The organism is Halioglobus sp. D3-4, from assembly GCF_055809315.1.
Genome location: NZ_CM147907.1, coordinates 365,278 through 378,009, shown reverse-complemented (window position 1 = coordinate 378,009; position 12,732 = coordinate 365,278). Strand labels below are relative to the sequence as shown.

At 57.2% G+C, this 12,732-nt stretch carries 11 protein-coding genes; 5 read left to right on the top strand and 6 right to left on the bottom strand.

Annotated elements, in window-relative coordinates:
* Window positions 1-38: 38 nt before the first annotated feature.
* Window positions 39-1,058, bottom strand: coding sequence for an HAD family hydrolase (locus tag AC0L6S_RS01620; RefSeq protein WP_473426673.1), 1,020 nt, complete (start codon window positions 1,056-1,058; stop codon window positions 39-41).
* Between the two features lie 295 nt (window positions 1,059-1,353).
* On the opposite strand from AC0L6S_RS01620, the gene AC0L6S_RS01615 reads away from it, so the two are divergent.
* Complete coding sequence (locus tag AC0L6S_RS01615) at window positions 1,354-2,298, top strand: helix-turn-helix transcriptional regulator (RefSeq protein WP_473426672.1); 945 nt, start codon at window positions 1,354-1,356, stop codon at window positions 2,296-2,298.
* Between the two features lie 289 nt (window positions 2,299-2,587).
* Here the strand turns inward: AC0L6S_RS01615 and AC0L6S_RS01610 are convergent, their stop codons facing one another.
* The 3 genes from AC0L6S_RS01610 to guaB form a co-directional block, all read right to left on the bottom strand.
* On the bottom strand, window positions 2,588-2,812 hold the full coding sequence (locus AC0L6S_RS01610) for a hypothetical protein (protein WP_473426671.1): 225 nt from the start codon (window positions 2,810-2,812) through the stop codon (window positions 2,588-2,590).
* A gap of 287 nt (window positions 2,813-3,099) precedes the next feature.
* Window positions 3,100-4,677 carry a glutamine-hydrolyzing GMP synthase gene (gene guaA / locus AC0L6S_RS01605; RefSeq protein ID WP_473426670.1) on the bottom strand — a complete coding sequence of 526 codons (1,578 nt, stop codon included), beginning with the start codon at window positions 4,675-4,677 and terminating at the stop codon, window positions 3,100-3,102.
* Between the two features lie 23 nt (window positions 4,678-4,700).
* The gene (gene guaB, locus AC0L6S_RS01600) at window positions 4,701-6,170 is read right to left on the bottom strand and encodes an IMP dehydrogenase (protein ID WP_473426669.1); all 1,470 of its coding nucleotides are present in this window, start codon (window positions 6,168-6,170) and stop codon (window positions 4,701-4,703) included.
* Between the two features lie 155 nt (window positions 6,171-6,325).
* Between guaB and xseA the strand changes: the two genes are divergently transcribed.
* Window positions 6,326-7,687, top strand: coding sequence for an exodeoxyribonuclease VII large subunit (xseA, locus tag AC0L6S_RS01595; protein WP_473426668.1), 1,362 nt, complete (start codon window positions 6,326-6,328; stop codon window positions 7,685-7,687).
* 156 nt (window positions 7,688-7,843) lie between these two features.
* Here xseA and AC0L6S_RS01590 read toward each other — a convergent pair whose 3' ends face one another.
* Window positions 7,844-8,491: a Crp/Fnr family transcriptional regulator gene (locus tag AC0L6S_RS01590; protein WP_473426667.1), complete on the bottom strand. Its 648-nt coding sequence runs from the start codon at window positions 8,489-8,491 to the stop codon at window positions 7,844-7,846.
* Between the two features lie 285 nt (window positions 8,492-8,776).
* On the opposite strand from AC0L6S_RS01590, the gene AC0L6S_RS01585 reads away from it, so the two are divergent.
* Genes AC0L6S_RS01585 through AC0L6S_RS01575 form a run of 3 tightly spaced genes read left to right on the top strand, consistent with a single transcriptional unit; the run spans window position 8,777 to window position 12,101 of the window.
* On the top strand, window positions 8,777-10,222 hold the full coding sequence (locus tag AC0L6S_RS01585) for an adenylate/guanylate cyclase domain-containing protein (protein ID WP_473426666.1): 1,446 nt from the start codon (window positions 8,777-8,779) through the stop codon (window positions 10,220-10,222).
* Window positions 10,219-10,593, top strand: a complete 375-nt coding sequence (locus AC0L6S_RS01580; RefSeq protein ID WP_473426665.1) for a response regulator — start codon at window positions 10,219-10,221, stop codon at window positions 10,591-10,593. Before AC0L6S_RS01585 ends, AC0L6S_RS01580 begins: the two co-directional genes overlap by 4 nt.
* Entirely contained in the window at window positions 10,590-12,101 is a 1,512-nt protein-coding gene (locus AC0L6S_RS01575; protein WP_473426664.1) for a sensor histidine kinase, read from the top strand. Before AC0L6S_RS01580 ends, AC0L6S_RS01575 begins: the two co-directional genes overlap by 4 nt.
* Here the strand turns inward: AC0L6S_RS01575 and AC0L6S_RS01570 are convergent.
* Window positions 12,070-12,567, bottom strand: coding sequence for a hypothetical protein (locus AC0L6S_RS01570; RefSeq protein ID WP_473426663.1), 498 nt, complete (start codon window positions 12,565-12,567; stop codon window positions 12,070-12,072). The two genes, AC0L6S_RS01575 and AC0L6S_RS01570, sit on opposite strands and share 32 nt — an antisense overlap.
* Between the last annotated feature and the right edge of the window lie 165 nt (window positions 12,568-12,732).

Genomic DNA, 12,732 nt, shown 5'->3' with positions numbered 1-12,732 from the left:
TTCTCCAATACCCTCGAACTCTCGCTGCTCATTATCACTCAGTCATCAAACGCGAATACCCGGCGCCAGTCGTTTTTCATGCTAATCACCTGCCAGCCGCCCTGCTTCGCCGCATCCATGGTTGACTGTGAGAAGGTGCCAAAGGGTGAGCTCGGCAGCCCGTTGGCGGGACCGTAGGCATACTCGCGCTCAGCATCGTCGTGAAACACGATACCCATCAGCCGCGCACCCTCGCCCGCCGCCGTCCACTGCAGCATCTGCAGGTCGCCATCGGAGTTGCCGAAGGCCGCGATCGGCCTGCGGCCGATGTACATATTGATGCCCACCGGCTTGCCGGTCTTGTCATCGATGAAGTTGATCTCGGGCTGGCGCATCAGCGCCGGTTTGCCGTCTTTCATTTCATACTGTGTCTTGATGCTGGAACCGACCACCTGCTCGGGGGGAACCCCGTAGGCCGCCTGGGTGATCGGACGCATGAACTCAATGCCGCCGCCGGAAACGATAAAGGTCTTGAAACCATTGGCGCGCAAATACTCGAGTAATTCCACCATCGGCTGGTAGGTCAACTGCGTATAGGGCCGCTTGAAACGCGGGTGTTTCGCGGTGGCAAACCACGCTCGCACCTCCGCTTCGAATTCCTCGGTACTCATGCCGGCATGCGTAGCCATGACCAGCTGTAAAATACCTTTTTCACCACTGGCTGCCAGCGTCTTCATATCACCGTCCAACACCGCCTTGAAGGGCTGCGTGGTCTTCCACTCGGGGTGCTGCGGGGCGAGCGCCTTGATCCGGTCCAGGGCGAAGGAGAGTTGGGTGTACATCGGATGCTCCACCCACAGTGTGCCGTCATTGTCGAACGTGGCAATGCGGTCCTCGGGAGCCACGTAGCCATCGCCGGACTCGTTCGTCACTTTGTTCACAAAATCGACAATGGCCTGCCGGGTCGGGCCGTCGTTCCACGAGGGCAGCGGTGCGCCTGCGGCGAAGGCGGGGGCAGACAGAGCCAGGCAGGCTACCACCACGGTGAATCTGAAACGTATAAATGCCAGTGGGGTCATGTTGTGGGATTCTCCAAACTCTTCTATGACTGAATCGACTTTAAGGCAGTGACTCGATAACAACGAACCTCGCGGCTTTCGCGCACGAGGTGGGGCCGCCTGACCTGATTCAGGTTTCAGGTACGTCAAACAAAAGCCACCCGTTGCGCTAGGCACACAGACAAATTTTTGCTTGTTCAGACTATTTAATTTGAAACTACAACTGTTCTGTCGTCAATTCGAATATCCGATATCCGAAAAGAGATTTATTTTTGTGCTGCGGTTACATAAACTACAAAAAGTAATGTATAGGGCCATGGCCACGATGGTAAAGACAAGCCCAACCAGGCAGAACCGGCTACGCTTCACCGGCAAAGTGGATGAGGTCGACTCTCTGGCCGACTGGGTTGGCTATTTTCGTACAGCGCCACTGCAACGTATTCAGACGACATCCGGACCGCTCGGGGCCGAGGTGCACAGCATCCTGACACCACGCGTCGAAGTCCGCGATGCAGCCTTCCGTGCGGGTATTGTTATGACCGCAGACAACCCATTTCCCCGCCTAAGCGTCGCTATCCGCGTGAGCGGAATCGTCAAGCTTTTCGGTAACGCGCTGACTAATTCGAACATGGTTTGCATCGCCGGCCAGAACGGAATGATCGCGCGCCTGGAACCTGGCAGTCATTGGCGTACCATTTCATTCGACTGGGACCTGATTCGTTCGATCGCCGAAGCACACGATTACGCTATTCCCGATGGCGATCACTCCTGTGGCATCCCCATTCCCGCCCTCGTTGAACTGAAAACCCTGCTTTGCCGGACGGCCGCGGGACTGCGTTATGAAGATGTTACCGATGAGGAACTGGAAGACGAACTGGCCCGCGCATTTTTACGGGCAATGAATCCCGGAACCGCTTCCAGGAAAGTGCAACGCGGCAGTCACATGCACGCCGTGCACCGGGTGATTGATTTCATACAGGCGGAGCACATCAACCCGATTACCGTCACGGACATTTGCCAGATCGCCAGCCTCAGCGAGCGAAACCTTGAATATGTCTTTCGTGGCGCAACCGGCGTCACGGTGCAGCAGTATCTCATGCATCATCGACTGCACCGAGCCAGGGCCATGCTGCTGAAGGGAGAGTACGAGCAGGTTAAGGACGTGGCAATCGCCTGTGGCATCCCCCATGCAGGGCGTTTTTCCCAGTACTACAAGCGCCTGTTCGGGCAACTACCTCGGGAAACACTCCCCGGAGGCTGACGCCGGCCCGGATACCAATGAAGCTATGGGCTTGCTGCGCTTCCCGAGTTTGAGATCCAAACGGCCAGTCATCCTCTTGCACGACTCGCACGACCCCCACACTATCGCCGAGCAGTTACCCCATCATCGACGCATCGTCACCCATGATACCGCCAAGCATAATGTTATGCGCGCAGCGGGATTAACCACAGGGAAACAGGTGCTCTATGTGCAAACCATGGAACAAAAAATACAGGCGCAATTGGCGGGACTGGGCGCTCTCGCAATAATTGAGTTCATGGCTATGCCGTCAACAGCTGCATGTTGCCCCGTCTGTGTATCGGGTGTCTGATAACATCAAGGTCACTCGATTCAGCGTGCCCATGGACGTGCACTGGTCACCTTCATAGCGAGCCGGAAACATGTACTTGGATCGACCGGCACAGGTCTTGAGCGCTACCAGAATGTCGCGGTCGGCGACCTTGTAGGTGGCGCCATTGCGCTTGAGTTTGCGTAGTGCTGTATCGGTCAACATATCAGGTTTCTCCTGTGTTTGCGGTTTGTTACCGTCAAGGGTCAGGAGCCTGATGATGTCCCTAGGTTCTTGATATCAAAAGAAGTCAGGGCGTAGTTTTACCGTCATGCCGAAAAAAGGCATGACGGTAAATGGGAGAATCTTAATCTAAGGAATTCGCGATACCGTCGCTTTTACCGACAAATGTTTCCGCTTGCCGTTGATAGCCACCGATAGGCAATGAGACGTAAATTGCCAAGGTCATTAACTTTCCTGATTGCTAACGATGGTCCCTGAAAGACCTATTTTCACTCCCACTCAATCGTCGCCGGCGGCTTGCTGCTGATATCGTAGGTGACCCGCGATACACCGGAGATCTCATTGATAATACGGTTCGAGCAACGCTCCAGCAGGTCATAGGGCAGGTGCGCCCAGCGCGCGGTCATGAAATCGATCGTCTCCACCGCGCGCAGTGCAATCACGTATTCGTAACGGCGGCCATCGCCCACTACACCCACAGACTTCACCGGCAGGAACACAGCGAACGCCTGGCTGGTCTTGTGGTAGTAATCTGCGCTGTGCAGTTCCTCGATGAAGATAGCATCGGCCTGACGCAGCAGATCGGCGTACTCTTTTTTCACCTCCCCGAGAATGCGCACACCCAGCCCCGGGCCGGGGAACGGATGCCGGTAGACCATATCGTAAGGCAGGCCCAGTTCGAGCCCGATGCGGCGCACTTCATCCTTGAACAGTTCGCGCAGTGGCTCAACCAGTTCGAGTGCCATATCGTCCGGCAAGCCACCCACGTTGTGGTGCGATTTGATGGTGTGGGCTTTGCCGGTTTTTGCACCGGCCGATTCGATCACATCCGGGTAGATGGTGCCCTGTGCCAGCCATTTTACCTCGGTCAGTTTTCCCGCCTCTTCATCGAATACATCGATGAAGGTATTACCGATCACCTTGCGCTTGTCCTCGGGATCGGACACGCCTTTCAAGCGGCCCAGGAAAAGGTCTTCGCAATCGCGGCGCAGTACTTTCACGCCCATGTTGCGCGCGAACATCTCCATCACCTGATCGCCCTCGTGCAGGCGCAACAGACCGTTGTCGACGAACACGCAGGTCAACTGGTCTCCGATGGCTTTGTGCAGCAGGGCCGCCACCACGGAGGAATCCACGCCACCCGACAGGCCCAACAACACCTTGTCGTTGCCGACCTGGGCTTTCACCCGCTCTATCGCATCTTCAACGATATGCGCGGGCGTCCAGAGTGCTTCACAGCCGCACTGTTCCAACACAAAATGCTCGAATATACGCTCGCCCTGTAAGGTGTGTGTCACCTCGGGGTGAAACTGGATGCCGTAGAAGGGTTTGGTTTTATGCGCCATACCGGCGATGGGGCAACTGGCGGTTTCGGCGATCAACTCGAAATCGGGCGGCAGTTCCACCACCTTGTCGCCGTGGCTCATCCACACATCCAGCAGGCCCCGGCCCTCATCATCGAAATGATCGCGAATATCGTGCAGCAGGCCGCCGTTCCCGACCTGGCGAATCTGTGCGTAGCCAAATTCGCTAATCGGTGAGCTGCTGACTTTGCCGCCAAACTGTTCCGCCATCGTCTGCATGCCGTAGCAGATACCCAGCACCGGTACGCCCATCTCGAACACGCAAGCAGGAGCGCGCGGCGATGCTTCAGTGGCCACAGACTCGGGGCCGCCAGAGAGGATGATGCCGCTGGGCGCAAAGGCCCTGACTTCCTCTTCGGTCAGGTCAAAGGCGCGGATTTCGCTGTAAACACCCACCTCGCGCACACGGCGCGCGATCAACTGGGTGTACTGGGAGCCAAAATCCAGAATAAGGATTTTGCTGGCATGAATATCTGCGCTCATGTGGTGTCCTGACTGAGGAGGCCTTACCTGACGGGGTAGTTTGGCGCTTCCTTGGTGATCGATACGTCGTGTACGTGGCTCTCGGCCATACCGGCGTTGGTCACACGTACAAATTCGGGGCGAGTGCGCATGGCTTCCATATTGGCGCTGCCGGTGTAACCCATTGCAGAGCGCACACCACCCATCAGCTGATGAATAATGGTTGATACGGGCCCTTTGTAGGGGACGCGCCCTTCGATACCTTCCGGGACCAATTTCTCGCTGCCGCGACTGGCATCCTGGAAATAACGATCCGATGACCCCTGCGTCTGCGACATTGCGCCCAGTGATCCCATGCCTCGGTAGGCTTTGTAGGTTCGGCCCTGGTACAGCTCTACCTCGCCGGGGGCTTCTTCAGTGCCGGCAAACATGCTCCCTACCATCACGGAATGCGCCCCGGCGACAATCGCCTTGGCGATATCGCCGGAGAAGCGGATGCCGCCATCGGCAATCAGCGGAATATCCGTCCCCTTCAAGGCTTCACAGACGTTGGCTATCGCAGTGATCTGCGGCACACCGGTGCCCGTGACGATGCGGGTGGTACAGATGGAACCGGGGCCAATGCCCACTTTCACACCGTCCACACCGGCCTCGGCCAGCGCCACTGCCGCGGCAGCGGTGGCGATATTCCCACCGATCACCTGCACCGAGGGAAAATCGCTCTTGATCATCTTGACCCGGTCGATCACATTGCGGGAGTGACCGTGCGCGGTGTCTACCACCAGCACATCCACGCCTGCTGACACCAGCGCAGCGACGCGCTCATCAGTGTCGGCGCTGGTGCCAACGGAAGCACCGACGCGCAATTGTCCGTAGGAATCCTTACACGCGTAAGGGAAGCTCTCCGCCTTGTCGAAGTCTTTCACGGTGATCATGCCGCACAGATCAAAGGCGTCGTTCACGACAAGAATTTTCTCAATGCGGTGCTCGTGTAACAGCTCCTGCACTTCGGCGAGACCGGCGCCCTCCTTCACTGTCACCAGTTTGTCGCGCGGCGTCATAATGGTGGAGACAAGCTTCTGCGGATTGGATTCAAAACGCACATCGCGGCGGGTAACAATACCCACCAGATCCTTGCCATTGAGCACCGGCACACCGGAGATACCGTGTGCACTGGTCAGTTCGATCAGCTCTGCGATGGTGGCGTCCTGCTGGATCGTGATGGGATCCTTGACCACACCGCTTTCGAACTTCTTGACCTTGCGCACCTGCTCGGCCTGCTCGGCTATCGTCATGCTCTTGTGGATAATGCCGATGCCGCCTTCCTGAGCCATTGCGATGGCCAGGCGAAATTCGGTGACGGTATCCATAGCCGCAGATAGCATGGGGATATTAAGGTCAATATCGCGGGTGAGCCTGGTACGGAGGGAGACCCCGCTGGCGACCACCTCAGAGTAGCCGGGCGTCAGCAGAACGTCGTCAAAAGTAAGGGCTTCCTGAGCGATACGCAACATAGTGACGGCCTCCGGCTGGCGGGGTTGAGTTAAACGGTCAATTATAAATCTTAGAGCGCTGCAGCACAATTGGCCGGGCAGTCATTTATGTACTGCATGGCCGAATACAGTACACTTCGCTGTCACACGAAAGGCCTGACTGGAACCAGAACTGCATGAGAATACCCGGCAATTCGGATAACCCGCCCGCAGCGCTCACTGTGAGCCAGCTAAACCGGCAGGCGAAGAGCCTGTTGGAGAGTCACTTTGACTTTGTCTGGGTCGAGGGCGAGATCAGCAACTTTGTCTGCCCCTCCTCCGGGCACTGGTACTTCTCGCTCAAGGACGGCAGGGCCCAGGTGCGCTGCGCGATGTTCAAAAACCGCAATCAGCGGCTGAAGGTCACACCGCAAAACGGTGATGCCATCCGCCTGCGCTGCCGCGTATCGCTATACGAGGGCCGGGGCGAGTTCCAGCTCATTGTGGAACACCTTGAACCCGCCGGGGCTGGCGCACTACAGGCCGCCTTTGAGAAACTCAAGGCGCGGCTGCTGGCCGAGGGCCTGTTTGACCCCGCAAACAAAAAGCCACTGCCAGACTCGGTATCGCAACTGGGCATAATCACCTCGCCGACCGGCGCCGCGATTCACGACATACTCACGGTGCTGCGCCGACGCTGCCCTTCCATCGCCGTCTCCCTCCTGCCGGTAGCTGTACAGGGTGACGGTGCGGCCGCGCAGATCGCCGGCGCCATTGAGCGCGCCAATCGATGGCAGGCACAGGGCAAAATTCATCTGGATGCACTGATCGTCGGGCGCGGGGGCGGATCACTGGAGGATCTGTGGGCCTTCAACGAGGAAATAGTGGCGCGCGCGATAGCGGCAAGCGACCTGCCCATTGTCAGCGCCGTCGGGCATGAAGTGGATTTCAGCATTGCGGATATGGTCGCAGACCACCGCGCACCCACGCCTTCGGCCGCCGCAGAATTATTGAGCCCGGACCAGCGGGAGTGGCTACAGCGCCTGCTCAATGCCGAGCGTGACCTGGCGCGCCTGATACGGCGCAAGTTGGGCGACGCGACACTGCAATTGACGCATCTGAAACAGCGCCTGAAACACCCCGGTGCACAGCTGCGGGAACAGGCACAACGTCTCGACGATCTTGAGCAACGGCTACTGACAGCGCAGAAGCACCTGCTGCAGCGACACCATAGCAGGCTGGCACTGCTGGAAAGCCGCTTGTTGTCGCACTCGCCACTGGCGCAGCTGCAACAGTTGCAGCGCGACACACAGCAGTGGCGCCAACGTCTGGAGACAGCCATGCGCCAGCGCTTACAGGCTGATGCGCGGCGCCTGGGCCATCTGGCGCAAATGCTGGATTCGCTGAGCCCGCTCGGCATCCTGCAGCGCGGCTTTGCGATTGTGACCGATAGCGAAGGCAAGGTGCTGCGCGATGCCAGTCAGGTCGCCGCCGGGGATGAAGTTGAGGCCCGGCTGGCCCGGGGTCACCTCGGGTTGGTGGTAAAACACACAGAGTAGCGTCAAGTACGGCGCGATTGCACGCTTGCAAGCAGCGAGCGCCGCAGACAACCCAAGCCCGTTTCTAAGGGAGGCTGAGCGCTGATAAAGGGAGGGATTGGACGGCAATACTCACAAGCCAGCGCACTGGCACTGGCCTGAAGGGGAAGATAGCGCCTAGTACTTCGCCGGCAACCGGGAATTGATAATGATATGCCGCCCCTCAAACCGGATGTATTCACCGATTGTGAGGTCTTTAAGGATACGCGCCACCATTTCGCGTGAGGCGCCGACACGGTCGGCGATGTCCTGCTGCGTCAGCTTCTCGGGAATATACAGCGTACCGTCACCACGCTCTTCGGACAGATCCATCAGCACATTGGCGACGCGGCCATAGACATCCTGCAGGGCCAGGCTTTTGACATCGGCGGTGAGTTTACGCACACGCTGCGCGAGGTTCTTCACCAGCTGACGGCCGATATTCGGGTGCTCGTCCAGAACCCGGTTAAAATCTTCCTTGTAGATGATGCAAAAGCTCGATTTCTCTACCGTGCGCACCGAAGCTGAGCGGGTTGAGTCATCGAGCAGGGCCAGCTCACCGAAATAGTCGCCGGCACCCTGGGTATTCATAATGAACTCTTTGCCATTCTTGTCACTGCAATAGACTTTGACCTTGCCGCTCTCGATCACAAACAGCGAATCTGCAGGGTCATTCTCGTGAATGACCACGGTATTTTTGGGAAAGGATCGGCTCGTACTACTGGCTGAAAGCGCCTCCAGCTCTGTCGGTGATAAGCCTCTGAAAATTTCTACTTGCTGCAGCATGAGAACACCTGACCCTTTTTAAGCTCGCCCACTTTGACCATTGCGATAATAGTACCTCAAAGTTTTGGCAAAACGCACGTTTGTACGCAAATTTGATGCAGCCCAGCCGCTGCAGCCACCATTTCGAGGATATCGCTTCTCCTGTGCAAAATATACAGGCGCTGGGACCGCAGCAGATCCATTTTAAACGCCGTGTAAGACTGGCACCTTATTGGTACACTCATCAGCATACGACACAAGAGAACGATGGTACCACTTCCAAGGCGGTACCCTACGCAAAGAATCATGACGACCTCTACAAATCGTGCTGCACCTCCCTGGACAGAGCGCCTCCTGAGCGAGATCGCTGTGTTGCCGGAGACATTTACTGCCCCGCTGGAGACTTATAGCCCAGAGACGGCCGAGGACATCACTCACCTGCTGGAAGCCGCGCGACGGCTCAAAACCATGCTGGGCAGCACCGATCAGCCGGGCAACAACCACGACCTGATGAATGTATTGACGGCCCTGCGTGGCTACGCGGAAATGTTGCGTGAAGATATCGGCAGCGACTTTCCGGCGCTGGACACGAGGCTCTCATCCCTACTGAGTGCGGTACATGCCGCACACGGGGACGATGCCGCACCAGAGAGGGTTGAGAACCGGGTCATTCCCTCAGAACCGGGGTTTATTCTCGCCGTAGATGATCTGCAGGAAAACAGGGAACTGGTGGCCAGAAATCTCTCCCGCAGCGGGCACTTCGTAGTGACCGCCGCCAGCGGAGAAGAGGCACTGCACGCCCTGGAGCAAAGCGATGTCGATGTGGTGCTGCTGGATCTCTTAATGCCGGGCATGGACGGCCGCGAAGTACTGCGACGTATCAAGGAACACCCCGACTGGCGGGCCACCCCGGTGATCGTCATTTCGGGAAGCCAGGATATGGACGGCATTATCGAATGTATCGAGGCAGGCGCAGATGACTACCTGTTCAAGCCATTTAACCCGGTGCTGCTGCAGGCGCGAATCAAGGCCGGTATTGAACGCAAACGCTGGCACGACAAGGAGGAACAATACCGACAACAACTGGAGCGCAACGAGAAGTTTATTCGCGCGACGTTTGGGCGTTACCTTTCCGATGAGATAGTCACCGACATACTGGAGCGCCCCGAGGGACTGGAGCTGGGCGGTGATCTGCGCCGGGTCAGCATCATGTTATCCGATATTCGAGGCTTCACCTCACTCAGCGAATCGCTGGAGCCAGCGCAGGTGGTGACGATGCTGAATCGCTATCTGGGCAAGATGACCGACATCATCATGGCGCATCAGGGAACTATCGACGAATTCATCGGCGATGCCATTCTCGCCGTTTTCGGCGCGCCCCAGCACAGGGATGACGATGCCGATCGCGCTGTGAACTGCGCGCTGGCCATGCAGGCGGCGATGGTCGAGATAAATGCGCTGAACGAGGCGGAGGGCTTTCCACCCGTGCACACTGGTATTGCAATCAACACCGGCGATGTCATTGCCGGCAATATCGGCTCGGAACGACGCAGTAAATACGGGTTTGTCGGACACCCCATGAACGTGACCTCACGGATAGAGGATGTGACTCGCGGCGGCGAAATCCTGATATCCGACAGCACGCTAAAGAGCCTGAAGGGGCAATTTGCAGTCGGGCGCAGCGAAGAAATCAATGTCAAGGGCATCGATGAAACCATTGTTGTCCACCAAATCATCGCGGAGAAAGTATGACCACCGAGAGGCCTGTACTACTGGTCGAAGACAATGAACTCAACCGCGATATGTTGGTGCGCAGATTGAAACGCGCAGGGCTGACCGTCATCACCGCCGGGAACGGACAGCAAGCGCTGGACCTGATGAAATCTGAAAAGCCGAGCATTGTGCTGATGGATATGAACCTGCCGATTCTCGATGGCTGGGCCGCCAGCCGGCGCGCCAAGGAGGACACCGACATCCAGCACATCCCCATTGTCGCACTCACCGCACACGCCACTGAAAACTACAAACAGTATGCGCTGGAAGCCGGTTGCGATGACTATGCCACCAAACCTGTGGACTTCCCCGGGCTGCTGGCCAAAATAAAGCGGCTTACCTGCGAATGAGTTTACGCCGCCAGCTAACGCTCTCACTTATCACCATACTGATCCTGTTTGCAGTAAACGTGGGAACGCACTTCTGGGGCAGCTACGCGCGAAACGAAAGTATGCTCGCCTACCGCAATTCGGTGTCGGCAACACAGCTATCGACGCAGGTAGAGCAGTTGCTTGAAGACCAACGGCAGCAGATCCTGATACTGGCGACTTTGCGGGAAACCACCGAGGATCAACTCGAGGACGCCGAACTCAATCGTGCCGAAGAAGCTATCATGACGATTAACGGCAAGATCCAGAAGCTCGGCCGCCTCAGCCACAATGTCACGGAGCTCGATTTCGAACGCCTCTGGGACAAGAGCAGCCAGATGTTGAAGCGCTGGCTCACGTTCTATCGCAACTACAACGATCCCGACTTCCAGATGGACATGAATGATCCGCTGCCGTTTCTCGAGGTCAGCCAGAAGTTGAAGGAACTGGAACAGCGCCAGGCCTTTATCGCCGCCCAGCGCGCTAATATTATCGACCGCACTATTTCGCTTACCGACCGCATAACGGTGATCGCGTTCTTCTCCTCGATTTTCCTCACCGCCACGCTGGGATACTTTCTGGTCAGCTATACCAACGCCTCATTCAAGAGCCTGAAAACTGGCACTGAACGTTTCGGCAGCGGGGACCTCGATTACCGCATAGCGGATATCAATGACTCCGGGGAACTGGGCGACCTCGCCGATGCCTTCAATGATATGTCCGACAAACTGCGCAACGCGATTTACGACGTGCACAAAGCGAGGGATGTTGCCGATGAAGCCAACGCCGCAAAAAGTATGTTCCTTGCCAATGTCAGCCACGAGTTGCGCACCCCGCTAAATGCCATTATCGGCTACAGCGAAATGCTGCACGATGAACTGGGGGATACGCAGGAAATAGACCGGCCGCAATTTCAGCAGGACCTGGATACCATTATTAAGTCGGGGCGACAGCTGCTGACGCTGATCGATGACATCCTCGATCTGTCAAAGGTCGAGACGGGCAATATGTCGCTGCACTGCGAGACGTTCAATCCCACGGCGCTGCTCCATGAAGCCTTTGAAGTGCTGGCACCACTGTTACGCAATAACGACAACACACTGCAGTTTGACGGCCTCGAAGAGCTGCCCGAGTGTTATAACGACGCCGCCAAGTTTCGGCAGATTTTTACCAACCTGCTCAGCAACGCCAATAAATTCACGCAGTCCGGCACTATCACTGTAAGCGCGCATACTCTACCGGAGAGTCCAGGCTGGATAGAATACACCGTGAGCGACACCGGCATCGGGATGACGGAAGAGGAACTGTCCCGGGTATTCGATGCGTTTGTGCAGGCGGACTCTTCCACCAGTGCAAACTACGGCGGCACCGGACTGGGATTGGCGATCTGCCGTGATTTTTGCGCCCTGATGGGCGGGCGTATCGATGTTGAGAGCGAGCCGGGGGTGGGCTCCACGTTTACTGTATTGCTTCCTTCTGACCCAGCATAAGCTCACGCAAACGGCGCAGCGCTTCCTCACGCTTTTCCAGGCTCTCAGTCACTGCCGCTTTCTCGCTCTGCAGGCCATCAACCTGCAGGTGCAGATCGACTAGAATCGCCAGCATATCGCGCATCAGGATGATCTGCTCATTCAACTGCATGCCTGTGGGCGGCTTGCGCATCAAGCGGAGATAGGATTCATGCGCCGCGCGCCAATTGTAATAGGGGCTCGTCGGAATCATCTTCACATAGGCGATGGCAATGCCGGCCTCCCAGTCGACACCGGGGGAGGATTCGAGGCGCTGGTAGCGCCTGAAGTAATTCACCGCCTCGCGGTAATCGCCGGCGGCCAGGTTGCTGACACCCTTGTCCAGAAACGTCCTGTCCACAGCCTCCTGTGGCGTGCAATCACAGGCTGTCGAGGCATTCTCGGGCAGGTTCAGCGTCAACTCTACCGGATCACGCGGCTCTTTCACCGAAGCCTCATCGGCGGGAGCGTCACTGGCTGGCGATGTAGCACAAGCTTGCAGCAAAAAAAGACAGGCAGCAAAAGCAATAATCTGAAGGCGGGTTGCGCGCAAAGTTGCATCCTCAGGCATGGCGATTAGGCGGCAGTGTAGCGCATTAGAATCGCGCTGGCA